Annotated in this window: 38 protein-coding genes; all 38 read right to left on the bottom strand. The window is 40.3% G+C overall.

From position 1 onward, the window contains the following. Positions 1-9: 9 nt before the first annotated feature. Complete coding sequence (locus ACJ004_RS25820; RefSeq protein WP_410895979.1) at positions 10-807, bottom strand: energy-coupling factor transporter transmembrane component T family protein; 798 nt, start codon at positions 805-807, stop codon at positions 10-12. Beyond that, positions 804-1673, bottom strand: coding sequence for an energy-coupling factor ABC transporter ATP-binding protein (locus ACJ004_RS25815; RefSeq protein ID WP_410895978.1), 870 nt, complete (start codon positions 1671-1673; stop codon positions 804-806). The genes ACJ004_RS25820 and ACJ004_RS25815 overlap by 4 nt, the downstream gene beginning before the upstream one ends. Further along, positions 1649-2488: an energy-coupling factor ABC transporter ATP-binding protein gene (locus ACJ004_RS25810; RefSeq protein WP_410895977.1), complete on the bottom strand. Its 840-nt coding sequence runs from the start codon at positions 2486-2488 to the stop codon at positions 1649-1651. Before ACJ004_RS25810 ends, ACJ004_RS25815 begins: the two co-directional genes overlap by 25 nt. A gap of 397 nt (positions 2489-2885) precedes the next feature. Continuing rightward, the gene (rplQ, locus tag ACJ004_RS25805) at positions 2886-3248 is read right to left on the bottom strand and encodes a 50S ribosomal protein L17 (RefSeq protein ID WP_410895976.1); all 363 of its coding nucleotides are present in this window, start codon (positions 3246-3248) and stop codon (positions 2886-2888) included. 55 nt (positions 3249-3303) lie between these two features. Next, positions 3304-4248 carry a DNA-directed RNA polymerase subunit alpha gene (locus ACJ004_RS25800; RefSeq protein WP_335699408.1) on the bottom strand — a complete coding sequence of 315 codons (945 nt, stop codon included), beginning with the start codon at positions 4246-4248 and terminating at the stop codon, positions 3304-3306. 176 nt (positions 4249-4424) lie between these two features. Further along, positions 4425-4814 carry a 30S ribosomal protein S11 gene (rpsK, locus tag ACJ004_RS25795; protein WP_007085266.1) on the bottom strand — a complete coding sequence of 130 codons (390 nt, stop codon included), beginning with the start codon at positions 4812-4814 and terminating at the stop codon, positions 4425-4427. Positions 4815-4835: 21 nt separating this feature from the next. Further along, positions 4836-5201: a 30S ribosomal protein S13 gene (gene rpsM / locus ACJ004_RS25790; RefSeq protein WP_090767670.1), complete on the bottom strand. Its 366-nt coding sequence runs from the start codon at positions 5199-5201 to the stop codon at positions 4836-4838. 23 nt (positions 5202-5224) lie between these two features. After that, positions 5225-5338, bottom strand: a complete 114-nt coding sequence (rpmJ, locus tag ACJ004_RS25785; protein WP_000868344.1) for a 50S ribosomal protein L36 — start codon at positions 5336-5338, stop codon at positions 5225-5227. A 38-nt stretch (positions 5339-5376) separates the two neighbouring features. Then, positions 5377-5595 carry a translation initiation factor IF-1 gene (infA, locus tag ACJ004_RS25780; protein ID WP_007085268.1) on the bottom strand — a complete coding sequence of 73 codons (219 nt, stop codon included), beginning with the start codon at positions 5593-5595 and terminating at the stop codon, positions 5377-5379. Between the two features lie 274 nt (positions 5596-5869). Next, a complete protein-coding gene (locus ACJ004_RS25775; protein ID WP_410895975.1) occupies positions 5870-6520 on the bottom strand; it encodes an adenylate kinase in 651 nt (216 codons plus the stop codon). A gap of 58 nt (positions 6521-6578) precedes the next feature. Continuing rightward, a complete protein-coding gene (gene secY / locus ACJ004_RS25770; protein WP_410895974.1) occupies positions 6579-7874 on the bottom strand; it encodes a preprotein translocase subunit SecY in 1296 nt (431 codons plus the stop codon). Beyond that, positions 7874-8314, bottom strand: coding sequence for a 50S ribosomal protein L15 (gene rplO, locus ACJ004_RS25765; protein WP_410895973.1), 441 nt, complete (start codon positions 8312-8314; stop codon positions 7874-7876). Before rplO ends, secY begins: the two co-directional genes overlap by 1 nt. Positions 8315-8346: 32 nt before the next feature. Further along, entirely contained in the window at positions 8347-8529 is a 183-nt protein-coding gene (gene rpmD, locus ACJ004_RS25760; protein WP_026565539.1) for a 50S ribosomal protein L30, read from the bottom strand. Between the two features lies 1 nt (position 8530). Beyond that, complete coding sequence (gene rpsE / locus ACJ004_RS25755; RefSeq protein ID WP_026565538.1) at positions 8531-9043, bottom strand: 30S ribosomal protein S5; 513 nt, start codon at positions 9041-9043, stop codon at positions 8531-8533. Between the two features lie 24 nt (positions 9044-9067). Further along, on the bottom strand, positions 9068-9430 hold the full coding sequence (gene rplR / locus ACJ004_RS25750) for a 50S ribosomal protein L18 (RefSeq protein ID WP_410895972.1): 363 nt from the start codon (positions 9428-9430) through the stop codon (positions 9068-9070). Between the two features lie 32 nt (positions 9431-9462). Further along, positions 9463-9999, bottom strand: coding sequence for a 50S ribosomal protein L6 (gene rplF / locus ACJ004_RS25745; RefSeq protein ID WP_410895971.1), 537 nt, complete (start codon positions 9997-9999; stop codon positions 9463-9465). Between the two features lie 31 nt (positions 10000-10030). Next, positions 10031-10429, bottom strand: a complete 399-nt coding sequence (rpsH, locus tag ACJ004_RS25740) for a 30S ribosomal protein S8 (RefSeq protein ID WP_218350793.1) — start codon at positions 10427-10429, stop codon at positions 10031-10033. A gap of 29 nt (positions 10430-10458) precedes the next feature. Beyond that, positions 10459-10644, bottom strand: a complete 186-nt coding sequence (gene rpsN, locus ACJ004_RS25735) for a 30S ribosomal protein S14 (RefSeq protein ID WP_007085277.1) — start codon at positions 10642-10644, stop codon at positions 10459-10461. A gap of 24 nt (positions 10645-10668) precedes the next feature. Next, positions 10669-11208 carry a 50S ribosomal protein L5 gene (gene rplE, locus ACJ004_RS25730; RefSeq protein WP_410895970.1) on the bottom strand — a complete coding sequence of 180 codons (540 nt, stop codon included), beginning with the start codon at positions 11206-11208 and terminating at the stop codon, positions 10669-10671. A 28-nt stretch (positions 11209-11236) separates the two neighbouring features. Further along, positions 11237-11545: a 50S ribosomal protein L24 gene (gene rplX, locus ACJ004_RS25725; RefSeq protein ID WP_410895969.1), complete on the bottom strand. Its 309-nt coding sequence runs from the start codon at positions 11543-11545 to the stop codon at positions 11237-11239. Positions 11546-11581: 36 nt separating this feature from the next. Next, positions 11582-11950 (bottom strand): 50S ribosomal protein L14, encoded by a 369-nt coding sequence (gene rplN / locus ACJ004_RS25720; RefSeq protein WP_026565532.1) that lies wholly within the window; start codon positions 11948-11950, stop codon positions 11582-11584. Positions 11951-11990: 40 nt separating this feature from the next. Then, positions 11991-12254: a 30S ribosomal protein S17 gene (gene rpsQ / locus ACJ004_RS25715; protein ID WP_410895968.1), complete on the bottom strand. Its 264-nt coding sequence runs from the start codon at positions 12252-12254 to the stop codon at positions 11991-11993. A 22-nt stretch (positions 12255-12276) separates the two neighbouring features. After that, positions 12277-12477 carry a 50S ribosomal protein L29 gene (rpmC, locus tag ACJ004_RS25710; protein ID WP_007085282.1) on the bottom strand — a complete coding sequence of 67 codons (201 nt, stop codon included), beginning with the start codon at positions 12475-12477 and terminating at the stop codon, positions 12277-12279. Next, complete coding sequence (gene rplP / locus ACJ004_RS25705; RefSeq protein ID WP_026565529.1) at positions 12467-12901, bottom strand: 50S ribosomal protein L16; 435 nt, start codon at positions 12899-12901, stop codon at positions 12467-12469. Before rplP ends, rpmC begins: the two co-directional genes overlap by 11 nt. Position 12902: 1 nt before the next feature. Further along, positions 12903-13559, bottom strand: coding sequence for a 30S ribosomal protein S3 (gene rpsC, locus ACJ004_RS25700; protein ID WP_026565528.1), 657 nt, complete (start codon positions 13557-13559; stop codon positions 12903-12905). A 3-nt stretch (positions 13560-13562) separates the two neighbouring features. Next, positions 13563-13904, bottom strand: a complete 342-nt coding sequence (gene rplV, locus ACJ004_RS25695; protein ID WP_026565527.1) for a 50S ribosomal protein L22 — start codon at positions 13902-13904, stop codon at positions 13563-13565. A gap of 17 nt (positions 13905-13921) precedes the next feature. Continuing rightward, on the bottom strand, positions 13922-14200 hold the full coding sequence (gene rpsS, locus ACJ004_RS25690; protein ID WP_026565526.1) for a 30S ribosomal protein S19: 279 nt from the start codon (positions 14198-14200) through the stop codon (positions 13922-13924). 60 nt (positions 14201-14260) lie between these two features. Then, the gene (gene rplB, locus ACJ004_RS25685; protein WP_410895967.1) at positions 14261-15091 is read right to left on the bottom strand and encodes a 50S ribosomal protein L2; all 831 of its coding nucleotides are present in this window, start codon (positions 15089-15091) and stop codon (positions 14261-14263) included. Positions 15092-15120: 29 nt separating this feature from the next. Further along, complete coding sequence (rplW, locus tag ACJ004_RS25680; RefSeq protein WP_410895966.1) at positions 15121-15405, bottom strand: 50S ribosomal protein L23; 285 nt, start codon at positions 15403-15405, stop codon at positions 15121-15123. Then, complete coding sequence (gene rplD / locus ACJ004_RS25675) at positions 15405-16028, bottom strand: 50S ribosomal protein L4 (protein WP_410895965.1); 624 nt, start codon at positions 16026-16028, stop codon at positions 15405-15407. Before rplD ends, rplW begins: the two co-directional genes overlap by 1 nt. Positions 16029-16057: 29 nt before the next feature. Further along, positions 16058-16684: a 50S ribosomal protein L3 gene (rplC, locus tag ACJ004_RS25670; protein ID WP_410895964.1), complete on the bottom strand. Its 627-nt coding sequence runs from the start codon at positions 16682-16684 to the stop codon at positions 16058-16060. A gap of 39 nt (positions 16685-16723) precedes the next feature. Further along, on the bottom strand, positions 16724-17032 hold the full coding sequence (rpsJ, locus tag ACJ004_RS25665) for a 30S ribosomal protein S10 (RefSeq protein ID WP_026565521.1): 309 nt from the start codon (positions 17030-17032) through the stop codon (positions 16724-16726). Between the two features lie 918 nt (positions 17033-17950). Next, entirely contained in the window at positions 17951-19138 is a 1188-nt protein-coding gene (tuf, locus tag ACJ004_RS25660; protein ID WP_410895963.1) for an elongation factor Tu, read from the bottom strand. A gap of 129 nt (positions 19139-19267) precedes the next feature. Further along, entirely contained in the window at positions 19268-21349 is a 2082-nt protein-coding gene (gene fusA / locus ACJ004_RS25655) for an elongation factor G (protein ID WP_410895962.1), read from the bottom strand. A 48-nt stretch (positions 21350-21397) separates the two neighbouring features. Beyond that, entirely contained in the window at positions 21398-21868 is a 471-nt protein-coding gene (rpsG, locus tag ACJ004_RS25650; RefSeq protein ID WP_410895961.1) for a 30S ribosomal protein S7, read from the bottom strand. A gap of 41 nt (positions 21869-21909) precedes the next feature. Next, positions 21910-22332, bottom strand: a complete 423-nt coding sequence (gene rpsL / locus ACJ004_RS25645) for a 30S ribosomal protein S12 (protein ID WP_026565517.1) — start codon at positions 22330-22332, stop codon at positions 21910-21912. Positions 22333-22434: 102 nt separating this feature from the next. Next, complete coding sequence (locus ACJ004_RS25640) at positions 22435-22683, bottom strand: 50S ribosomal protein L7ae-like protein (RefSeq protein ID WP_410895960.1); 249 nt, start codon at positions 22681-22683, stop codon at positions 22435-22437. Between the two features lie 135 nt (positions 22684-22818). Then, positions 22819-26418: a DNA-directed RNA polymerase subunit beta' gene (gene rpoC / locus ACJ004_RS25635; protein ID WP_410895959.1), complete on the bottom strand. Its 3600-nt coding sequence runs from the start codon at positions 26416-26418 to the stop codon at positions 22819-22821. Between the last annotated feature and the right edge of the window lie 23 nt (positions 26419-26441).

Below are 26441 nucleotides of genomic sequence, written 5' to 3'. Positions count from 1 at the left end.
CTCGCTCCATTATGAACGTAATAAAAATAACAGAATCGTTAAAAGGACTAAAAGGACCAACTGAAGGGAATCTGTTTTTTTCCAGGATAACTCCCGGTACTTTGTCCTACCCTCTCCACCACGATAGCCTCTTGCCTCCATCGCGATGGCCAATTCCTCTGCCCGTTTAAAGGAACTAACAAACAAAGGGATCAACAGTGGAATGACGGCCTTGATGCGTTCCTTAAACGGTCCGCTGGCAAATTCCACACCTCTGGCAATTTGCGCTTTCATAATTTTATCTGTTTCCTGCATGAGTGTTGGAATAAAACGCAATGAAATCGACATCATTAACGCCATCTCATGGACAGGAAAACGCACCTTTTTTAAAGGATGCAACAACGTTTCCAGTCCGTCCGTGATTTCAATGGGAGTGGTAGTCAACGTCAACAACGACGTCATGAGAATTAAGAAAAAGAATCGTAAGGCAATAAATATCCCTTGTCTGACCCCTTCCTCATAAATCTTAACCGGTCCCAGCTCATATAAAAGAGCGCCTTCTTTTGTAAATAATAGTTGGAGAACTAATGTAAATAGGACGAGCCAGATAACCGGCTTAAGTCCCCCATAAAGAAAGCGTACCGGAACACGAGACATTCCAAGCATGAAAAAAGTATAAATACCAATAAGTGCATAGGTGACCACATTGTTTGCTAGAAAAATAATACAGACAAAAAGAAAGATAACCATTAATTTGGAACGCGGATCCATCTTATGAATCATCGAATCGGCAGGTACATAGCGACCAAAAATCATTTTTTCCATCATAAGCGGACACCTCTACTTAAAACCTTTGAGACTGCAGTAGACAGCTCGTCGATGGTTAAATAAATTTTTTCAAATTTAATGTCTAATTTATCCTCAAGTTTTAGTTGAAATCGGACGACTTCGGGAACATCAAGTCCCATTTCAACAAGTTCGACGGGTGCTGAGAAGATCTCCTCCGGTGTCCCTTTCTTGACGACTTTCCCTTGCTGCATAATGACAATTTGGTCTGCATATCTGGCTGCATCCTCCATACTATGCGTTACCAGAATGGTAGACAGTCTTCTTTCTTGGTGAAGGGAGTAAAACATATCCATAACCTCTTTACGGCCTCTAGGATCTAACCCTGCAGTTGGCTCGTCCAGAACAATGACATCGGGCTCCATGGCAAGTACACCAGCGATGGCAACACGCCGCATTTGTCCCCCAGAAAGATCAAAGGGTGACTTTTCAAGAATTTCTTCCTCTAACCCAACTTGCTTTAACGCAATCCGTGCCCGTTCCTTAGCATCAGTTTCAGAAACACCGAAATTCATCGGGCCAAAAATAATGTCCTTTTCCACCGTTTCTTCAAACAATTGATGTTCAGGGAATTGAAAAACGATTCCCACCCTTTGACGTATCTTCTTTAAATTTTTATTTTTTTGTAAGGCTTTAATTTCATGTTCACCAATCGATACTGACCCTTTTGTTGGTTGCAGGAGCGCATTTAAATGCTGCAGGACGGTTGACTTCCCTGAACCGGTATGGCCAATTATAGCCATGTACACTCCCGTTGGAATATCAATTGAAACGTCTTCAATGGCCAATCGTTCAAAAGGTGTATTTGCTTGATAACGATAATCTACGTGCTTGAGCGAGATGTCCATAACTCTGTCACCAACTCTTCTTCCGATAAATAGTGCCTCGATAGTTGAATACCCTTGTCCCGAAATGCTTTACCTATTTTTACTGAAAACGGAATATCCAAGCCTAATTGAACTAATTGTTCATCCATGGAAAAAATCTCTTCAGGTGTTCCCTCTCGAAAGACTTCACCTTTGTTCATCACAATAATACGATCAGCTTTGGCTGCCTCTTCTAAATCATGAGTAATCGAGATCACCGTTAAGGACTTCTCTTCTTTTAATAATCGAACAGTCTCCAATACTTCTTCCCGTCCCCTTGGATCAAGCATGGATGTTGCCTCATCCAAAATGATAATCGACGGTCGTAAAGCAAGTACACCAGCTATCGCTACACGTTGTTTTTGGCCGCCAGATAGATGGTGGGGCTCTTGATGTAGAAACTTATCCATCTTAACCCTCTTTAACGAATCCTCGACTCTTTTCACCATTTCGTCTCTAGGAATTCCGTTATTTTCTAAACCAAAAGCCACATCATCCTGAACAGTGGTCCCAACAAATTGGTTGTCAGGATTTTGAAACACCATCCCGATTCTTTTGCGGATATCCCAAATTGATTCTTCATCAAGCTTAATGCCGCAAACATGAATTTGACCTGATTGAGGAAATTGCAGGCCATTTAGAAGTTTTGCCATCGTCGATTTACCTGACCCATTATGTCCAACGATTGCTAGCCATTCTCCCTCATAAATATCAAACGAGACATTATTCAGCGCATAGCGTTCTTGTATGTCGTATTGGAACGATATTCCATTAAGGGATACAATTGAATTTTTCATTAGGATATTCCCCCTCTCAGCTAAACTATTCTCTGCTCTAAATTCTTTACATATAAAAAAAAGCCTGCACCTCGTCCCTAGGCAGCAATGACAGGGCTGCAAATAAGGAATTTCAATAAAGAAATGGGAGGAGGTGCATGAGCTAGACGAGTCGTAATTCAATTCACACATCCTAAGGATGCGGCAGAATAAAAGTCTTATGAAATCAGTCAATGAAATGGATGACTATATAAATTCAGGGAAAAACTTTTTAGTTCTCCAACAAGTTGGAGTTACGCTCATCATAACACTCTTTTGGGCTTGGGTCTTACAAGATATAGAATTCAATTACAGAAAAAGGGCAAAGAACAAGTTTGTTACAAAACTGTCCAGCGCCCTTGTTGTCTGTTAATAGCTATTAAACTAACTCGATAATAACCATTGGTGCACCGTCACCGCGGCGTGGTCCAAGTTTCATAATACGAGTATATCCACCTTGACGCTCAGTATAACGTGGAGCGATATCAGTGAAAAGTTTTTGTACTGCACTTGTATTGTTTTCAGCATCAGCAACTTCGTTACGTACATATGAAGCAGCTTGACGACGAGCATGTAAATCACCGCGTTTACCTAAAGTGATCATTTTTTCAACAGTCACACGAATTTCTTTCGCACGAGTTTCTGTTGTTTCAATGCGCTCGTTGATAATTAAATCTGTAGTTAAATCACGTAGCATAGCTTTACGCTGTGCACTTGTGCGTCCTAACTTTCTGTATGCCATGAAGGGTTCCCTCCTTTGTTGAAGTCATAAGTCGGATTAATAGCCTAACAATTGACTAGTCGTCTTTGCGTAAGCCTAATCCAAGCTCTTCTAGTTTTGCCTTCACTTCTTCAAGTGACTTGCGGCCTAAATTACGAACTTTCATCATATCTTCTTCAGTCTTATTAGCTAATTCCTGAACAGTATTGATACCAGCACGTTTTAAGCAGTTATAAGAACGAACAGAAAGATCGAGTTCTTCAATAGTCATTTCTAGAACTTTTTCCTTTTGATCTTCTTCTTTTTCTATCATAATTTCAGCATTTTGAGCTTCATCAGTTAATCCAACGAAAATATTCAAATGCTCAGTCAAAATTTTCGAACCAAGAGCAATTGCTTCTTTAGGTCCAGTGCTTCCATCCGTCCAAACATCAATGGTCAATTTATCAAAATTAGACATTTGACCTACACGCGTATTTTCCACATGGAACATTACACGTGAAACAGGTGTAAAGATCGAGTCAATAGGAATAACACCGATTGGCTGGTCTTCTCTTTTGTTTTGAACAGCTGGTGTATAACCACGTCCACGTTTAGCTGTTAAACGCATGCGAAGATGACCATTTGACGCTAAGGTTGCAATATGAAGATCTGGATTTAACACTTCAACATCACTATCGTGTGTGATATTGCCGGCTAATACAGGTCCCTCACCTTGTACATCAAATTCAAGCGTCTTCTCTTCATCAGAGTAGATTTTTAAAGCTAATTTTTTAATGTTTAGGATGATGGATGTTACATCCTCCACGACGCCTTCAATTGTTGAGAACTCATGAAGTACCCCATCGATTTGAATCGATGTAACCGCGGCACCTGGGAGTGAAGATAATAGGATACGACGTAAGGAGTTACCCAAAGTGGTACCATATCCACGCTCAAGTGGCTCTACGATAAATTTGCCGTACTTGGCATCGTCGTTGATCTCAATCGTTTCGATTTTTGGTTTTTCTATTTCGATCATCAAATAACCCTCCTTCAAAACGTCGAAACTTCAAATTAGCGTATAGACTAATGTAAAGTCCCCATGTATACGTTCCCGTTTTGTGCACAACAACTGGAATAAATCTTCTGTAAGAGTGCAAAAAATTAATATCATATCCCATTATAGACATATGATACAAAATCTATACAGAAAAATTAAACACGACGACGTTTTGGTGGACGGCATCCATTATGAGGAACAGGTGTAACGTCTTTGATTGCAGTTACTTCAAGACCAGCAGCTTGAAGAGCACGGATTGCAGCTTCACGTCCTGCACCAGGCCCTTTAACAGTAACTTCAAGAGTTTTCATACCATTTTCAATAGAAGTCTTAGCTGCTGTTTCAGCCGCCATTTGTGCAGCAAATGGTGTAGATTTACGAGAACCTCTAAATCCAAGCGCACCAGCACTTGACCATGAAATTGCATTACCATGTACATCTGTAATAGTTACGATCGTATTGTTAAAAGTTGAACGAATATGAGCAATACCCGATTCAATATTCTTTTTAACACGACGTTTACGTGTATTTGTTTTACGTGCCATTTAAATTACCTCCTTTGCCGATTACTTCTTCTTGTTCGCTACAGTCTTACGAGGACCTTTGCGAGTACGAGCGTTGTTTTTCGTATTTTGTCCACGAACTGGTAAACCACGACGATGACGTAATCCGCGGTAACAGCCGATTTCCATTAAACGCTTAATGTTAAGAGAAATTTCACGGCGAAGGTCACCTTCAACTTTTAACTTGTCGATGATGTCACGGATTTTGTTTAATTCGTCTTCTGTTAAATCACGTACACGTGTATCTTCAGAAACACCAGCGTCTGCTAATACTTTTTGTGCAGTATTTTTACCAATTCCATAAATGTAAGTTAAAGAGATAACTACACGTTTTTCACGTGGAATATCTACACCAGCAATACGTGCCATATTATAGCGCACCTCCTTCAAAATTAACCTTGTTTTTGTTTATGTTTAGGGTTTTCACAGATAACCATAACTTTTCCGCGTCTACGGATAACTTTACACTTTTCGCAGATCGGTTTAACAGATGGTCTTACTTTCATTATTATCCTAACCTCCTTAGTAGTACGGAGTGCAAGCATTATTTAAAGCGGTAAGTAATTCTTCCGCGTGTTAAGTCATATGGAGAAAGCTCAACAGTCACTTTGTCACCCGGAAGGATCCGAATGAAATGCATTCGTATTTTACCAGAAACATGCGCTAGCACGGTATGACCATTTTCTAATTCTACCTTAAACATTGCATTCGGCAATGTTTCAATGACTTTACCTTCAATTTCAATTACATCATCTTTGGCCATCGATCTCGTCTCCCTTCTCAATTCAAAAATTGTGAATAAAATACAACTCTTCTTATTCGTACTCAAATAGCAACCTTATAATATTAACATATTGTTTTGCTTCTGTCCGCAAGTAAATTCTACATATTTAGGAATTACTAATTCCACATGTAAGTCTTGCCCAACTCTCGGTCCTACATACTCCGTACAATAGAAAAGCGATTTGCTTCCACATACTTTTGAATCTTAGTGAAGAGATGGTCGAGAGTCGCTCGTACAGATTTACCTATGGTCATTAATGTAATTCCCCAAGTAAACGCTCGATATCAGCGAATACCTTATTAATATCCTGCTGACCATCAATTGTACGAAGATAACCTTTAGTTTCATAAAAAGTTAATAATGGTTCTTGTTGTTTGATATTTACGTCTAAACGATTTTGAACGGTTTCTGCATTATCATCTGCTCTTTGGTACAGTTCTCCGCCACATTTGTCGCAGACACCCTCTTTTGCAGGAGGATTAAAGATAAGATGATAAGTAGATCCACATTCTTTACAAATTCGACGTCCAGTCAAACGTTCCATTAGTAATTCTTTATCAACATTAATATTAATTACATAGTTAATTTTTTTATTTAAATCAACTAATAGATTTTCCAACGCATCTGCTTGAGGTACAGTTCTAGGAAAGCCATCTAAAAGGAATCCCTTTTGACAATCTTCCTTGCTTAATCGCTCACGAACAATGCCAATTGTTACTTCATCAGGAACAAGTTCGCCTTTATCCATGAATGACTTCGCTTGTAAACCTAGTTCTGTTCCTTCTTTCATCGCTGCACGGAACATATCTCCAGTAGAGATATGAGGGATGCCGTATTGCTCTACGATTCTTTCAGCTTGAGTACCTTTACCGGCACCCGGAAGCCCCATTAATACTAAATTCACACGTGTTCCCCCCTCGTGCTTTTTAATGGGTTTTAGGGCGCATTGGCCCCTAAAACCTTTATTTAATAAAACCTTTATAATGACGTTTAACTAATTGTGCTTCAAGTTGTTTCATCGTATCAAGCGCAACACCGACAACGATAAGCAAACTAGTTCCACCAATTTGAGCAGATTGCGGAAGATTAGCTATTTTAATAAATAACATAGGTAATACTGCAATAACTGCTAGGAAGATTGCACCAACAAAAGTTAAACGGTATAAGACACGCGTTAAGTATTCTTGCGTACTCTTTCCTGGACGAATTCCAGGAATATAGCCGCTTTGCTTTTGCAAGTTCTCCGCTGCTTGTTCAGGGTTAACTTGAATAAAGGCATAGAAATAAGTAAACGCGATAATTAAGGCCGCATATAACGTCATCCCGATTGGATGAGAATAGTCAAAAACTTTAGTAATCCAAAGTGTTACATCATTAGTTGGGAAAAACGAAGCAACTGTTCTTGGCGTTACAATAAAAGAAACGGCAAAGATTACCGGTATTACACCCGCAGCATTAACTTTTAATGGCATGTGGGTAGATTGTCCTCCAACAGGATTACGTCCTGCAACTACGCGTTTTGCATATTGAATAGGTATCTTACGATTTGCTTGTTGGATAAAGATAACACCAACGACGATAGCAATAATAGCAAGTGCTATTAGAATTACAGTCACAATTCGCAAGAATAATGCTTCCCCAGCATTCTCAAACTGCTGAACATAAATTTGATTAATAGTAGAAGGCATTCCAGCAACGATTCCAGCGAAGATGATAATAGAAATTCCATTACCAACACCTTTTTCGGTGATCTGCTCTCCTAACCACATTAAAAATGATGTACCAGCTGTTAAGACAACTGCAATTAAAAGATAAGTGCCAATTCCAGGATTTTCAATCAACTGACCACCAGCTAAGTTATTAAAACCATAGGACATACCTAACGCTTGGATAAATCCAAGAACAATAGTAAAATAACGGGTAATTTGAGCAATTTTACGACGCCCAGATTCACCTTGCTTAGACCATTCTGTGAATTTCGGCACTACATCCATTTGTAGCAGCTGGATAATAATCGAAGCAGTAATGTACGGCATAATACCCATTGCAAAGATGGAGAATTGTTTTAATGCTCCACCGCCAAAAGTATTTAAAATACCGAAAACACTAAGTTTATCTTGATTAGCAAGCACATCAGCATTTACATTGGGTACTGGGATAAATGTACCTAATCGAAATACGACTAACATTAAAAGGGTGAATATGATCTTACGTCTTATCTCACCCACGCGCATAAAATTGGAGATTGTCTGGAACATTAGATCACCTCAGTGTTTCCACCAGCAGCTTCGATCGCTTCCTTAGCAGCAGAGGAGAATTTGTGAGCTTTAACAGTCAACTTTTTCTCTATTGTCCCTTTTGCAAGAACCTTAATTCCTGCTTTTTCGCTACTTACAACACCTGTTTCGATAAGAAGTTCTGGAGTAACTTCTGTACCTTCAACAAAGCGGTTTAAAGCATCAAGATTTACAATTGCATATTCCTTACGGTTGATGTTTGTAAATCCGCGTTTTGGTAAACGACGGTATAAAGGTGTTTGACCACCTTCAAAACCTAAACGTACACCGCCGCCAGAACGAGCATTTTGACCTTTGTGACCTTTACCGGCAGTTTTACCTTGACCAGATCCGATACCTCGACCTAAACGCTTGCGTTCTTTACGAGAACCTTCAGCAGGTTTTAATTCATGAAGTTTCATATTGGCACCTCCTTATGAAAGAAAACAATCAATTATTGTTCTTTAACTGTAACAAGGTGAGCAACTTTGGTAATCATACCGCGAATAGCAGCGTTATCTGGATGCTCAACTGTTTGATTTAATTTACGTAATCCAAGAGCTTTAACTGTTTCGCGTTGATCGCCAGGACGGCCAATCAAGCTGCGAGTGAGGGTAACTGATAGTTTATTCGCCATTTTATTTCCCCCCGTATCCTAACAGTTCTTCTACTGATTTACCACGTAGTTTAGCTACGTCTTCAGCACGTTTTAATTGTTTTAAACCGTCAATTGTAGCACGTACCATGTTAATAGGAGTGTTAGTTCCTAATGATTTAGAAAGGATATCAGCAACTCCGCCTAATTCAAGTACGGCACGAACTGGTCCACCAGCGATAACTCCTGTACCTTCAGAAGCAGGTTTTAGAAGGATTTCACCAGCACCAAAGCGTCCAATTACTTGGTGAGGAATTGTAGTTCCGACCATTGGTACTTCGACTAAGTTTTTCTTTGCATCTTCGATGGCTTTACGAATAGCATCAGGTACTTCTTGAGCTTTACCAGTACCGAAACCAACGTGACCGTTTTTATCGCCTACAACAACAAGGGCTGTGAAGCGGAAACGACGTCCACCTTTAACAACTTTCGCAACACGGTTAACCGTGACTACGCGTTCTTCTAGTTCAAGTTTGTTTGGATCAATACGACGCATCTTTTTGTGTCCCTCCTTTGTCTTTTAGAATTGTAAGCCGTTTTCACGGGCAGCATCAGCTAATGCTTGAATACGTCCATGGTATAGGTATCCGCCACGGTCAAAGACAATAGAAGTGATACCTTTTTCTACCGCACGTTTAGCGACTAATTCTCCGACCTTTTGTGCAGCTTCAACGTTATTAGTAGAATCTAAACCAAAGTCTTTATCTAAAGTAGAAGCACTTGCTAAAGTTACTCCGTTAATATCATCAATTACTTGAGCATAAATATGTTTGTTAGAACGAAACACATTTAGACGTGGACGAGCAGAAGTACCGCTAAGTTTCGCACGGACACGAGCATGTCTTTTCTTGCGAGTAGCGTTTTTATCTTGCTTCGTAATCATTTACGTCACTCCTTTCGTTTACCTATGCGGCATTACTTACCAGTTTTACCTTCTTTACGACGAACGAATTCACCTTCGTAACGAATTCCTTTACCTTTATACGGCTCAGGAGGACGAACTCCGCGAATATTCGCTGCTAATGCACCAACACGTTCTTTATCAGTACCTTTGATAACGATCTTTGTGTTAGCAGGTACTTCGATTTCAAGTCCCTCTTCAGCTTCGATCTCAACTGGATGAGAGTATCCAACGTTTAATACAAGTTTGTTACCCTGCTTTTGAGCACGATATCCAACCCCGATTAACTCTAGGCCTCTAGTGAAGCCAGTAGATACACCTTCAACCATGTTCGCAAGCACGGCACGAGTTGTTCCATGTAATGCGCGGTGTTCTTTCGCATCAGAAGGACGTGTGATAGTTACAAGATTCTCTTCCACAGTGATAGTGATATCAGAGTGGAATGTACGAGTAAGTTCACCTTTAGGTCCTTTAACTGTAACAGTGTTGTTATTTAAAGTAACAGTTACTCCTGCTGGAATAACAATTGGTTTTTTTCCTACGCGAGACATTTAGTGCACCTCCATTCATTCAAAAGCTCAATTACCAAACGTAAGCTAGAACTTCTCCGCCGATTTGTTTTGCACGAGCTTCTTTATCTGTAATAACACCTTGTGATGTTGATACTAATGCGATACCAAGACCGTTAAGAACGCGTGGTACCTCAGTTGATTTTGCGTAAACTCTAAGTCCAGGCTTGCTTATGCGCTTAAGACCAGTAATAACACGTTCGTTACTAGCACCGTATTTTAAGAAGATACGGATGATACCTTGTTTGTTGTCTTCGATAAATTCGACGTCACGTACGAAACCTTCGCGCTTTAAAATTTCAGCAATTTCTTTTTTCATATTAGAAGCAGGCACTTCTAACTTTTCGTGACGCACCATATTCGCATTACGAATGCGAGTAAGCATATCAGCAATTGGATCTGTCATGACCATTATTTTTACCTCCTTCCCAGACTTGGGTTTTACCAGCTAGCTTTTTTGACACCAGGAATTTGTCCTTTGTATGCTAATTCACGGAAACAAATACGGCAAAGCTTAAATTTACGATATACAGAGTGTGGACGACCACAACGTTCGCAGCGTGTATACTCTTGTACTTTGAATTTAGGCGTGCGTTGTTGTTTCGCAATCATTGACTTTTTAGCCACGTTTTCGCCTCCCTTATTTAAGGATTACTTTTGGAATGGCATTCCAAATTGAGTTAAAAGTTCACGAGATTCTTCATCAGTTTTTGCAGTCGTTACGATAACGATATCCATACCACGAACTTTGCTTACTTTATCGTAATCAATTTCAGGGAAGATTAATTGTTCTTTAATACCTAATGTGTAGTTACCACGACCGTCGAATGCTTTTTTAGAAATACCACGGAAGTCACGTACACGAGGTAATGAAACGGAAACTAATTTATCCAAGAATTCGTACATGCGTTCACCGCGAAGAGTAACCTTAGCACCGATCGGCATACCTTCACGAAGACGGAAGCCAGCGATAGATTTTTTCGCACGTGTAACGACAGGCTTTTGACCTGTTATTGTTGCTAGTTCTTCAACCGCGTTATCGAGTGCTTTTGCGTTTGCAACTGCGTCACCAACGCCCATATTCACAACGATTTTGTCAAGTTTAGGAACTTCCATAACTGATTTATAGTTGAACTTGCTCATTAGAGCAGGTGTAACTTCTTTTACAAATTTTTCTTTTAGGCGGTTCACTTATTGTACCTCCCTTCTAAATTTTAAACTATTTATCTAATACTTCACCGGATTTTGCTACGCGTACTTTCTTGCCATCAACCGTTGTGGAACCTACACGAGTTGGGTTACCAGTTTTAGGATCGATAGGCATAACGTTTGATACATGAATAGGAGCCTCAAAGCTGATAATTCCGCCTTGTGGATTCACTTGAGAAGGTTTAGAGTGTTTTTTCACAATGTTAATACCTTCAACTAGTACACGGCTATCTTTAGGATAAGCAGCTAGGATCACACCTGTTTTGCCTTTATCCTTGCCAGAGATGACTTTTACTTTATCACCTTTTTTTACATGCATCTGTGCGCACCTCCTTAAAGGCAATTGATTTTAAAATTATAATACTTCTGGAGCAAGAGAAACAATTTTCATAAAGTTGTTGTCGCGAAGTTCGCGGGCAACTGGTCCGAAGATACGAGTTCCGCGTGGGCTCTTATCATCTTTGATAATTACACATGCGTTTTCATCAAAACGAATGTAAGAACCGTCTGGACGACGAGCACCGCTCTTTGTACGAACAATAACTGCTTTAACAACGTCACCTTTTTTGACAACGCCACCTGGTGTTGCTTGTTTTACTGTGCAGACGATAACATCACCAATACCAGCAAATTTGCGACCTGAACCACCAAGAACTTTAATCGTAAGAACCTCACGAGCACCAGAGTTGTCAGCAACTTTTAAACGTGATTCTTGTTGAATCATGTGTGTAACCTCCCTTCGGAATGAAGCTTAATCCGAACAATTAAATAATAACTGCTTTTTCTACAACTTCAACTAAACGGAAACGCTTAGTAGCTGAAAGCGGACGAGTTTCCATGATACGAACTACATCGCCGATTTTTGCTTCGTTTTGCTCATCATGAGCTTTATACTTTTTAGAATACTTAACGCGTTTACCATATAAAGAATGCTTTTTGTGTGTTTCTACAAGAACTGTAATTGTTTTGTCCATCTTGTCAGAAACAACGCGTCCTGTGTAAACTTTACGTTGGTTACGTTCACTCATTCTGTGAACCTCCCTTCAATAATCACTTGTTAACGCTGATTTCTCTTTCACGAACAACTGTTTTCATACGAGCGATCGCTTTGCGTACTTCACGAATGCGAGCTGTGTTTTCAAGTTGTCCTGTCGCCAATTGAAAGCGAAGGTTGAAAAGTTCTTCTTTTAAAGATTTTACTTTTTGTTCAATTTCAGCAGTGGTAAGGTCACGAAGTTCATTAGCTTTCATTTGATTCACCACCAATTTCTTCTCGTTTTACAAACTTACATTTTACAGGAAGTTTGTGCATTGCAAGTCGAAGTGCTTCACGAGCGATTTCTTCAGAAACGCCAGCGATTTCGAACATGATTTTTCCTGGCTTAACAACAGCTACCCAACCTTCAGGAGCCCCTTTACCGGAACCCATCCGTACTTCTAGAGGTTTAGCAGTGTAAGGCTTGTGAGGGAAAATTTTAATCCAAACTTTACCGCCACGTTTCATGTAACGTGTCATCGCAATACGTGCTGCTTCGATTTGGCGGTTCGTAATCCATGAAGCTTCTAGAGCTTGTAGGCCGAATTCACCGAATGTCACTTCTGTACCACCTTTTGCGTTACCACGCATGTTACCACGGTGTTGACGGCGATATTTTACGCGTTTTGGCAATAACATATTATTTGCCTCCTTCCACAGATTTCTTCTTAGTAGGAAGGACTTCTCCCTTATAGATCCATACTTTTACGCCAAGCTTACCATAAGTAGTATCGGCTTCAGCAGTAGCATAGTCGATATCAGCGCGAAGTGTATGAAGTGGAACAGTTCCTTCGCTGTAATGTTCAGCACGAGCGATATCTGCACCGCCAAGACGACCAGATACTTGTGTTTTGATACCTTTTGAACCAGCGCGCATAGCACGTTGAATAGCTTGCTTTTGTGCACGACGGAAAGATACACGGTTTTCTAATTGACGAGCAATATTTTCAGCAACTAATTTCGCATCAACGTCAGCTCTCTTGATTTCAAGAATGTTGATGTGAACTCGCTTGCCAGTTAATTGATTTAATGCTTTACGAAGTGCTTCTACTTCCGTACCGCCTTTACCAATAACCATACCAGGCTTAGCTGTATGCACTGTTACGTTTACACGGTTTGCAGCACGTTCGATTTCTACTTTAGAAACAGAAGCATCTTTTAAACGCTTCGTGATGTATTCACGAATTTTAAGGTCTTCGTGTAAAAGAGTAGCGAAGTCTTTGCCTGCGTACCATTTAGATTCCCAATCACGGATGATTCCAATACGCAAACCGACAGGATTTACTTTTTGACCCACAGCTTATCCCTCCTTCTTTTCTGATAATACGATTGTGATGTGGCTTGTGCGTTTGTTGATCTGGCTTGCACGGCCCATTGCGCGAGGACGGAAACGTTTTAAGGTTGGTCCTTCGTCAACAAATGCTTGTGCAACAACTAGATTGTTTACGTCCATTTCATAGTTGTGCTCAGCGTTTGCCATAGCTGATTTTAATACTTTTTCCACGATTGGAGAAGCAGCCTTAGGTGTGAGATTTAAAATCGCCACAGCTTCACCAATTTGCTTTCCTCGAATTAAATCTACGACTAAACGTGCTTTACGAGGAGCAATACGAACTGTTCTTGCAACAGCTTTAGCTTGCATTTGGATGCCCTCCTCTCTTAACGTCTTGTTTTCTTGTCATCATTACCATGGCCCTTGTAAGCACGAGTTGGAGCGAACTCTCCAAGCTTGTGTCCTACCATGTCTTCAGTAACATATACAGGCACATGTTTGCGACCATCATATACTGCGATAGTGTGGCCAATAAATTGTGGGAAGATTGTAGAACGACGTGACCAAGTTTTAATAACTTGTTTGCTTTCAGTCTCGTTCAACTTTTCTACCTTAACCATTAAATGATCATCAACAAATGGTCCTTTTTTTAAGCTGCGACCCATGAAGGAACCTCCCTTCGTGACTGTTCTACGGTTCTTTCTTTGAACCGTAGGAAAATCACGTTATTTTTTACGACGACGTACGATGAACTTATCTGATTTGTTTTTCTTTTTACGAGTTTTGAATCCAAGAGTTGGTTTACCCCATGGAGACATTGGTGATTTACGTCCAATTGGTGAACGTCCTTCACCACCACCGTGTGGGTGATCGTTAGGGTTCATAACAGATCCACGTACAGTTGGGCGCTTGCCTAACCAACGATTACGTCCTGCTTTACCAATGTTAATAAGTTCATGTTGTTCGTTACCTACTTGACCGATTGTTGCACGGCATTCAGCAAGAATCATACGAACTTCACCAGAATTTAAACGTACTAGTACGTATTTACCTTCTTTACCAAGTACTTGAGCGCTAGTTCCAGCAGAACGAACTAACTGGCCGCCTTTTCCTGGTTTTAATTCGATGTTGTGTACCACTGTACCAACAGGAATGTTTGCTAATGGAAGAGCGTTACCCACTTTAATATCTGCCTCAGGGCCAGACATAACTTCCATGCCAACTACTAGGTTTTTAGGAGCTAAGATATAACGCTTTTCTCCATCCACGTAATTGATTAATGCGATATTTGCAGAACGGTTTGGATCATACTCGATTGTAGCAACGCGTCCTGGAATGCCATCTTTGTTACGTTTAAAATCAATTAAACGATATTGACGCTTATGGCCGCCACCTTGATGACGAACAGTTAACTTACCTTGGTTATTACGGCCGCCTTTTCTTGTTAATGGAGCAAGTAAAGACTTTTCTGGAGTACTAGTTGTGATTTCTGCGAAATCAGAAGTAGTCATTCCACGACGACCATTGGAGGTAGGTTTGTACTTTTTAATCGCCATTTTATTTCCCTCCTCTTCTTGATAGGTTCTTATGCTTCAAAGAATTCGATTTCTTTGCTATCAGCAGTTAATTTTACAATTGCTTTACGACGTTTGTTTGTGTAACCACCGAATTTTCCCATACGCTTGAATTTACCTTTGTAGTTCATGATGTTTACTTTTTCAACATCAACGCTAAAGATTTCTTCGATTGCATCTTTAACTTGAGTTTTGTTAGCTTTAACATCAACTTCAAAAGTATATTTTTTCTCAGCCATTAGGTCAGTAGTACGTTCAGTGATAACGGGGCGCTTAATGATATCGCGTGCATCCATTATGCAAGCACCTCCTCTACTTTTTCAACCGCTGCTTTAGTCATGATCAATTTGTCATGATTAACAACATCTAATACGTTAATTCCGTCAGCAGTTACAACTGTAACACCAGGAATGTTGCGTGCAGATAATGCTACATTTTCATCAAGATCCGCAGTAACGATTAACGCTTTTTTCTCAACAGATAGACCATTTAAAACAGTCTTGAATTCTTTTGTTTTCGGAGCATCGAAAGTTAAAAGATCTAGCACTAAGATGTTCTCTTCTAGTACTTTAGAAGAAAGTGCAGATTTAATCGCTAAACGACGAACCTTTTTAGGTAATTTATAGCTGTAGCTGCGTGGTGTTGGACCAAATACAGTACCACCTCCGCGCCATTGTGGAGAACGGATAGACCCTTGACGAGCGCGTCCAGTTCCTTTTTGACGCCATGGCTTACGACCACCGCCGCGTACTTCAGAACGAATTTTAGTTTTATGAGTTCCTTGACGTAATGAAGCTCTTTGCATAACAATTGCTTCGAATAATACGTGTTGGTTAGGCTCAATACCAAATACAGAATCATTAAGTTCAATATCACCAACTTGTGATCCAGCTTGGTTTAATAATGCTACTTTAGGCATTCCTTTGTTCCTCCTTTCTAAAAGGGTGACTATGCTTTAATTGCACCTTTAATTTTTAATAAAGCTTTTTTAGCGCCTGGTACGTTACCTTTGATTAAAAGTAAGTTACGCTCTGTATCTACCTTAATAATTTCAAGGTTTTGTACTGTAATTTGTTCTCCACCCATACGTCCTGGTAATAATTTACCTTTGAAAACGCGGTTTGGAGCAACAGGTCCCATTGAACCTGGACGACGGTGATAACGTGAACCGTGAGCCATTGGGCCGCGTGATTGTCCGTGGCGTTTAATTACACCTTGGAAACCTTTACCCTTTGAGATTCCTGTTACATCTACGATATCTCCAGCAGCGAAAATATCAACTTTGACTTCTTGACCAACTTCATAGCTTGCTAAGTCATCTCCGCGGAATTCGCGAACGAAGCGCTTAGGAGCAGTATTAGCTTTTGCAACATGGCCTTTTTCTGGTTTGTTAGCTAACTTTTCACGTTTGTCTTCAAAACCAACTTGAACTGCAACATAACCGTCGCTATCAACTGATTTCTTTTGAAGAACTACGTTTGGAGCTACCTCAACTACAGTTACAGGAATTAAGTTGCCATTACTAGCAAATACTTGAGTCATACCAATCTTTCTTCCTAAGATTCCTTTGGTCATTTAAGTCACACCTCCTAATTTATTTATCATTTATTTTGATTAAAGTTTAATTTCGATATCAACACCAGATGGTAAATCTAAACGCATCAATGCATCAACTGTTTGTGGAGTTGGGTTAACGATGTCGATTAGACGCTTATGTGTCCGTTGTTCGAATTGCTCACGAGAATCTTTGTACTTATGAACCGCACGAAGAATTGTGTAAACAGTTTTTTCAGTTGGTAACGGAATTGGACCAGAAACTGCCGCACCTGAACGTTTTGCTGTTTCAACGATTTTTTCTGCTGATTGATCAAGGATTCTGTGATCATACGCTTTTAAACGGATACGAATTTTTTGTTTTGCCATTATTTTCCCTCCTTTATTCGCCTATTTTCAAAATAGACATTCTCAGTGAAAATTTCCCTCACACACTCGCCATGGCAAAGCGGCCGGGTGTGTCAGCAACCTTTCACATCATCGCAGTCAAAGACCAACATTGTCTATTATACATAAAACATAAAGCAAACGCAACACCTATCACGAATATTTTTCTTTATGTTTCTGTTTTGAACACTTTTCCTATTATAGCGGCAGATATACACTTTTTCAACAGTTATTATCAATCTCCAGAAATATCCTAAATATAAAAGTTGAAGTTTCATTTAACAGTTTCTTTAGCATCCGAATTCTGGTGGTAGAGATTTTTGAAAGTTCAATATTTATATAGAAGAAACTTGGTTAAATTAAATTCGTTCGATGGAATTTGGTGTTTATCAGGGACGCTTCTCACTGATTAAACTATTATTTTTGATTATAAGGACTCTTATTACGGACATCCACTTCGTTCAAAAGGTAAAATTGTCCGTAAGAACCCTTATTACGGACACTTACTTCGTTCTCAAAGGCGAAATTGTCCGTAAGGACTCTTATTACGGACACTTACTTCGCCCTCAAAGGTGAATTTGTCCGTAAGAACCCTTTTTACGGACACTTGCATCGTTCACAAGAGTTAAATTGTCCGTAAGACCCCTAATTATGGTCAATTTCATGTTTTAATGAAAGATTTTGTCTTCAGCAACCAGCATTATGGCACAACACTTAACCTGATTCTACGAACTGGTGGATCCAAAAAAACTGGAATATCTACATAACTCTCAGATCCAAACAGAAAGAATACAACTACAATTTTAATAGAAACAAAAAAAAGCAGATGGATCGTCATCCATCTGCTTTTTATATGTTTGGTCATTATCCACTCAGCACCAAAGGAGCTGCAGTTTCAAATTACTCAGTGATTGTAGTGATTGAACCTGAACCTACTGTACGTCCACCTTCACGAATTGAGAACTTAGTTCCTTCTTCGATAGCGATTGGAGCGATAAGTTCAACAGTCATTTCGATGTGGTCACCAGGCATTACCATTTCAGTGCCTTCTGGAAGCATACAGATACCAGTGATGTCAGAAGTACGGAAATAGAATTGCGGACGGTAGTTAGAGAAGAATGGAGTATGACGTCCACCTTCTTCTTTTGATAAAACGTAAACTTGCGCTTTGAACTTTGTGTGTGGAGTGATTGACTTTGGTTTAGCCAATACTTGACCACGTTCGATATCTTCACGTGCTACACCACGAAGAAGGGCACCGATGTTGTCACCAGCTTCAGCGAAATCAAGAAGCTTACGGAACATTTCTACACCTGTTACAGTAGTAGATTTTGGCTCTTCAGTGAAACCTACGATTTCAACTACGTCCCCAACTTTAACTACTCCACGCTCAACACGTCCAGTAGCAACTGTTCCACGACCAGTGATTGAGAATACATCCTCAACAGGCATCATGAAAGGTTTGTCAGTGTCACGAGTTGGTGTTGGAATCCACTCATCAACTGCAGACATAAGTTCATTGATTTTTTCTTCCCATGCAGCTTCGCCTTCTAATGCTTTAAGAGCAGAACCTTTGATAACTGGAGTGTCATCACCAGGGAAGTCGTATTCTGATAATAGATCGCGAATTTCCATTTCTACTAATTCAAGAAGCTCTTCATCGTCAACCATGTCACACTTGTTCATGAAAACAACAAGGTATGGTACACCTACTTGACGAGAAAGAAGGATGTGTTCACGAGTTTGTGGCATTGGGCCGTCAGTTGCAGAAACAACTAGGATACCGCCGTCCATTTGCGCAGCACCAGTGATCATGTTTTTAACATAGTCAGCGTGTCCTGGGCAGTCTACGTGTGCATAGTGACGAGCATCTGTTTCATATTCTACGTGTGCAGTAGAGATTGTGATACCACGTTCTTTTTCTTCTGGTGCACCATCGATTTGATCGTATGCACGTGCTTCTGCTTTACCTGTTTTTGCAAGTACAGAAGTGATTGCAGCTGTTAAAGTTGTTTTACCATGGTCAACGTGTCCGATTGTACCAATGTTAACGTGTGGCTTTGAACGGTCGAATTTAGCTTTACCCATTAGGAAATCCTCCTCTAAATTATAAAAGTTTAATTTTAGTTTTGTATGTAAGCCGTGATTAAGGTTGTCCAAACCACGGCTTCCACTGCTTACAATAGTAGTTATACTTTATCAAAAGATGAAAATCAATTATTCACCTTTATTTTTTTTGATGATTTCTTCTGAAACTGATTTTGGTACTTCTTCATAGTGATCAAAGTGCATAGAGAATACTCCACGACCTTGTGTACTTGAACGAAGTGCTGTTGCGTACCCAAACATTTCAGAAAGTGGAACCGAAGAGCGAACTACTTGCGCATTACCACGAGCTTCCATTCCCTCAACTCGACCACGACGAGCAGTGATTTGACCCATGATATCTCCTAAATATTCTTCAGGGATAACAACTTCCACTCTCATCATTGGTTCAAGAATGACAGGCTTACACTTAGAGGCAGCATTTTTAAGTGCCATTGAAGCAGCAATTTTAAACGCCATCTCTGAGGAGTCAACATCATGGTATGAACCATCAAATAATCTTGCTTTAATATCAACTAAAGGATAACCAGCAAGTACTCCACGGTCTAATGCATCTTCAAGACCAGCTTGGACTGCAGGGATGTATTCACGAGGAACTACACCACCGACGATACCGTTAACGAATTCGAATCCTTTACCTTCATCATTAGGTGAGAACTCAATCCATACATGTCCGTATTGACCACGACCACCAGATTGACGTGCGAATTTCCCTTCAACTTGTGCAGATTCACGGAAAGTCTCACGATAAGCAACCTGAGGCGCACCAACATTAGCTTCTACCTTAAACTCGCGACGCATACGGTCAACAAGAATATCAAGGTGAAGTTCACCCATACCAGCAATGATTACTTGTCCAGTTTCCTGGTCAGTATGTGCACGGAATGTTGGATCTTCTTCTTGAAGTTTTTGTAAGGCAGTTGTCATTTTGTCTTGGTCAGCTTTAGATTTTGGTTCTACTGAAAGTTGAATTACTGGCTCAGGGAATACCATTGACTCAAGAATAACGAGATTTTTCTCATCACATAGAGTATCACCAGTAGTTGTATCTTTCAGACCTACAGCAGCAGCAATGTCACCGGCATAAACCTTAGAGATTTCTTGACGGCTGTTTGCATGCATTTGCAGGATACGTCCTACACGTTCACGCTTGCCTTTCGTAGAGTTTTGGACATATGATCCAGACTCTAGAGTACCAGAGTAAACACGGAAGAACGTTAATTTACCAACATAAGGGTCAGTCATAACTTTAAAAGCAAGAGCAGAGAATGGCTCTTCATCGCTAGAATGACGTTCAACGATATCTTCATCATCATCAACAGCATGACCTTTAATTGCAGGTACATCTAATGGTGATGGAAGGTAATCGATAACCGCATCTAACATTAACTGAACACCTTTGTTTTTGAATGCTGATCCACAGATTACTGGATAGAATTCAACATTAACGGTACCTTTACGAATCGCTGCTTTAAGCTCTTCTTTAGTGATTTCTTCTCCACCAAGGTATTTTTCCATTAACTCTTCATCTAACTCAGCAACTGCTTCTACTAACTTTTCACGGTATTCTTCAGCTTGAGCTTTATATTCTTCAGGAATTTCACGTACTTCAATATCAGTACCCAAGTCATTACTGTAGAATACTGCATTCATTTCCACTAGGTCAATGATTGCTTCAAACTGATCTTCAGCACCGATTGGTAACTGAATTGGATGTGCATTCGCTTGTAGACGGTCATGGATTGTTCCTACAGAATATAAGAAGTCAGCTCCAATTTTGTCCATCTTGTTTACGAATACAACACGTGGTACACCATAAGTTGTTGCTTGGCGCCAAACTGTTTCAGTTTGAGGCTCAACACCAGATTGTGCATCAAGTACTGCTACAGCACCATCAAGTACACGAAGGGAACGTTCTACTTCAACTGTGAAGTCTACGTGTCCTGGTGTATCAATGATGTTTACACGATGGCCGTGCCATTGTGCAGTTGTGGCTGCGGAAGTGATTGTAATTCCGCGTTCTTGTTCTTGTTCCATCCAGTCCATCTGAGAAGCACCTTCATGTGTTTCACCGATCTTATGAATACGACCAGTGTAATAAAGGACACGCTCAGTGGTAGTCGTTTTACCGGCATCGATGTGAGCCATGATACCGATATTACGAGTGTTTGCTAAGGAGAACTCTCTTGCCATTGGGTCTTTCTCCTTCCTAGTTTGAAAGTTTTTATATTGAAGGTTAGATTACCAACGATAGTGAGCAAACGCTTTGTTTGCTTCAGCCATTTTGTGTGTATCTTCACGCTTTTTAACAGATGCACCAGTGTTGTTAGCAGCATCCATGATTTCGTTAGCTAAACGCTCTTCCATTGTTTTCTCTCCACGGTTACGTGAATAGTTCACTAACCAACGAAGACCAAGAGTTGAACGGCGGTCAGGGCGCACCTCAACTGGTACTTGGTAGTTAGCACCACCTACACGGCGTGCTCTTACTTCAAGTACAGGCATGATGTTTTTAAGTGCTGCTTCGAAAACTTCCATTGGCTCTTTGCCAGAACGTTCACGAATTAAATCAAACGCAGAATAAAGAATTGCTTGTGATTTACCTCTTTTACCGTCAACCATCATTTTGTTGATTAAACGAGTAACTAATTTTGAATTGTAAAGTGGATCTGGTAACACGTCTCTCTTTGCTACAGGACCTTTACGTGGCATATTTGTTCCTCCTTTCAAAGAAGCTTCTATTTAAGTTGTTTTTATTTCTTAGCTGCTTTTGGTCTCTTAGTACCGTATTTAGAACGACCTTGCATACGGTTGTTTACACCAGCAGTATCAAGCGCTCCACGTACGATGTGATAACGTACCCCTGGTAAGTCTTTTACACGTCCTCCACGAATAAGAACAACACTGTGCTCTTGAAGATTGTGTCCAATACCAGGAATGTATGCAGTCACCTCAATACCATTTGTCAAACGTACACGAGCATATTTACGTAACGCTGAGTTTGGTTTCTTTGGTGTCATTGTACCAACACGAGTACATACACCGCGTTTTTGTGGTGAAGATACATTGGTTTGTGATTTTTTAAAGCTGTTATAACCTTTGTTAAGTGCTGGTGATTTAGACTTTTCCTCTTTAGATTGACGAGGTTTACGCACTAATTGGTTAATAGTAGGCATTTATGTTTCCTCCCTTCATTATTTGTAAGCCCACACATCCAGGTGGTTCATTTTTTTGCAAAAACAAAGTTTTTGCAGACTTTCTATCTACAAAAACAGCTTTTAGCGGATAATTGCAACAGTTGAAGCACCAACTTCAATCCCACATGCCTTCCCGAGTTTTTTCATCGAGTCTACATAAAGGATAGGAACATTTATTTCAAGAGCTTCCTCTACTACCTTCGCTGTCAACTTAGGTTCAGCGTCGCTAGCAACGATTAACTCTCTCACATTACCTTCTTTAAGTGCTTTTACTGTTTGTTTTGTTCCTATAACGAACTTTTGTGCCTGTAATACTTTTTCATAAGACATAGTTCATATCCTCCAAAGTATCAGGTGAATAGGAGCACCTTTGATATAGTAACATCTTAATAAACGAATGTCAACACGACTTTTAATATTTTCTTAAAATAAGGAATCTGCTAGTTAGCAGATCCCTTATTTTCATTAATCAATTGTTACTGTTTCTTCGGAAGTTGTATCGCGAAGGACAGGCTCTGCTTTGCGGTAACGCTGCATTCCTGTTCCAGCTGGTACAAGCTTACCAATAATAACATTTTCTTTTAAGCCGAGTAATTCATCGCGCTTGCCTTTAATTGCAGCATCTGTAAGAACTCTTGTCGTTTCTTGGAATGATGCAGCAGACAGGAATGAATCAGTTTCAAGCGACGCCTTGGTAATACCAAGTAAGACTGGACGTCCTGTTGCAGGCATTTTTCCTGCTAACAATGCCTTTTCGTTTGCATCTGTAAACTGGTGAATATCTAGTAGTGTACCTGGAAGTACATCTGTTTCACCTGCATCACCGACACGTACTTTACGTAACATTTGACGAACCATTACTTCAACGTGCTTATCGCCAATTTCTACCCCTTGCATACGATAAACTTTTTGAACTTCACGTAATAAGTACTCTTGGACTGAAGTTACGTCTTTGACTCGAATTAATTCTTTCGGATCAATAGAACCTTCCGTTAACTCTTCTCCACGAGCTACATTATCATTAATAGCCACTTTCAAGCGGGCAGTATATGGCGCATTATATGTTCTAGATTCAACTTCACCTTGAACAACGATTTCATGCTGGCGATCACGGCCCTCGTTAATACCGACGACAACACCATCAATTTCAGAAATAACCGCTTGACCTTTAGGGTTACGGGCTTCAAAAATTTCCTGGATACGTGGTAAACCTTGTGTAATATCGTCTCCCGCAACCCCACCAGTGTGGAAAGTACGCATCGTTAACTGTGTACCTGGCTCACCGATAGATTGGGCAGCAATGATACCAACTGCTTCACCCACTTCAACCTCTTGACCAGTTGCCAGATTTCGGCCATAGCATTTTTTACAAACACCATGACGAGTATTACAGGTAAACGCAGAACGGATTTTCACCGTATCTATGCCTGCATTAACAATTGTTTCTGATAAATCTTCCGTAATTAAGCCATTTTCTGGTACGAGAACTTCGCCTGTTTCAGGATGTTTGATTGCCTTACGTGCATAACGCCCGATCAGACGTTCATCTAATCCTTCAATGATTTCAGTGCCGTCTTTTAAGGCACTAATTGTAAAGCCGCGGTCGGTGCCACAGTCGTCTTCACGAACAATAACATCCTGTGCAACGTCTACAAGTCGACGTGTTAAGTAACCAGAGTCAGCTGTCTTAAGCGCTGTATCCGCAAGACCTTTACGAGCACCGTGTGTCGAGATAAAGTATTCTAATACTGTTAACCCTTCACGGAAACTTGATTTAATTGGTAACTCGATGATACGTCCAGCCGGGTTGGCCATCAGACCACGCATACCAGCAAGCTGCGTAAAGTTAGAGGCGTTACCACGGGCTCCGGAATCACTCATCATGAAGATTGGATTCGCTTTATTCAACGATTTCATCAGTTTCCCTTGAATGGTATCTTTCGCAGCACTCCAAATCGCAATTACACGGTCGTAACGCTCATCTTCCGTAATAAGACCACGTCTGAATTGCTTCATAACGCTATCTACCTTACTTTGTGCGTCATGAAGAATTTCTTGTTTCTCAGGAAGTACGACAATGTCAGCTACACCAACTGTAAGACCTGCTTTTGTTGAATGTTTAAAGCCTAGGTCCTTCATGCGGTCAAGCATTTTTGACGTTTCCGTAATCTTGAAACGTTTGAATACTTCAGCAATGACATTTCCAAGGATTTTCTTTTTAAACGGATCAATCAATGGCATCGACTGAATTTTCGCCTTCACGTCTTCGCCTTTTTCTACGAAATATTTAACAGGCGTTTCAACCTCTAAATTCTGTCTGGTTGGTTCATTAATGTATGGGAATGATTTTGGCAGAATTTCGTTGAAAATAAGTTTACCAACCGTTGTGATTAATAACTTATTATTTTGTTCTGCTGTGAATGTTTCATTTCCTAATGAACCTGCATGAACTGCAACACGAGTATGCAAATGAACATAGCCGTTTTGATAGGCAAGAATCGCTTCACTTGTATCTTTAAAAATCATACCCTCGCCGATTGCGCCTTCTCTTTCCAAAGTTAAGTAATAGTTACCTAAAACCATGTCCTGGGAAGGAGTAACAACTGGCTTACCATCTTTAGGGTTTAAGATATTTTGTGCTGCAAGCATTAATAGTCTTGCTTCTGCTTGAGCTTCAGATGAAAGCGGTACGTGAACAGCCATTTGGTCACCATCAAAATCCGCATTGTATGCTGTACATACAAGTGGATGTAGACGGATTGCCCGGCCTTCAACTAGAGTTGGTTCAAAAGCCTGAATCCCTAGTCTATGCAGTGTAGGGGCACGGTTTAATAATACTGGATGCTCTTTAATGACATCTTCGAGTACATCCCAAACATCTGGTGAAACTCTTTCTATTTTGCGTTTAGCCGATTTAATATTATGTGCTAATCCTTTTTCAACCAATTCCTTCATAATGAAAGGCTTAAATAGCTCTAGCGCCATTTCTTTCGGAAGTCCGCATTGATACATCTTCAAGTTTGGTCCTACAACGATAACCGAACGTCCTGAATAGTCAACACGCTTTCCAAGTAAGTTTTGACGGAAACGACCTTGCTTTCCTTTTAACATATGAGAAAGTGATTTCAACGGACGGTTACCTGGTCCTGTAACAGGACGTCCACGGCGACCGTTGTCAATCAAGGCATCGACAGCTTCTTGAAGCATCCGTTTTTCATTCTGCACAATAATGCTTGGTGCACCTAAATCTAATAAACGCTTTAAGCGGTTATTACGGTTAATAACACGACGATAAAGATCATTTAAGTCTGATGTTGCAAATCTTCCACCATCCAATTGAACCATTGGACGAAGTTCCGGAGGGATAACAGGAAGAACATCAAGAATCATCCAAGATGGTTCATTTCCAGATCCACGGAATGCTTCTAACACTTCAAGACGTTTGATCGCACGAGTACGACGCTGACCTTGCGCGCTTTTTAATTCTTCTTTTAAACCGTCTACTTCTTTGTCTAAATCGATATCGAAAAGAAGTTTTTTAATAGCTTCTGCACCCATGGCAGCTTGGAATTTGTTTCCGTACTTTTCACGATATGCACGATATTCTTTTTCAGATAGTAGCTGTTTCTTATCAAGAGCTGTGTCTCCTGATTCCGTCACTACGTAAGAAGCAAAGTAGATGATCTCCTCTAAAGCTCTTGGAGACATGTCTAAAACAAGTCCCATTCGGCTTGGGATCCCTTTAAAGTACCATATATGTGAAACTGGCGCAGCAAGCTCAATATGCCCCATACGTTCACGACGAACTTTAGCTCGTGTAACTTCCACACCACATCGGTCACAAACCACACCTTTATAACGGACACGCTTATACTTTCCGCAATGACATTCCCAATCCTTCGTTGGACCGAAAATTCGTTCACAGAATAAGCCATCCTTTTCAGGCTTTAATGTACGATAGTTAATCGTTTCTGGTTTTTTGACTTCTCCGAAGGACCATGAACGGATTTTATCCGGTGAAGCAAGACCAATCTTCATAAACTCAAAATTATTAACATCCAGCAAGGGGCCTACCTCCCTTTTGATAT

The organism is Neobacillus sp. 204 (assembly GCF_046562815.1).
In the GTDB taxonomy this organism is placed as follows: domain Bacteria; phylum Bacillota; class Bacilli; order Bacillales; family Cytobacillaceae; genus Neobacillus.
This window is presented reverse-complemented; position numbering and strand designations above follow the sequence as displayed.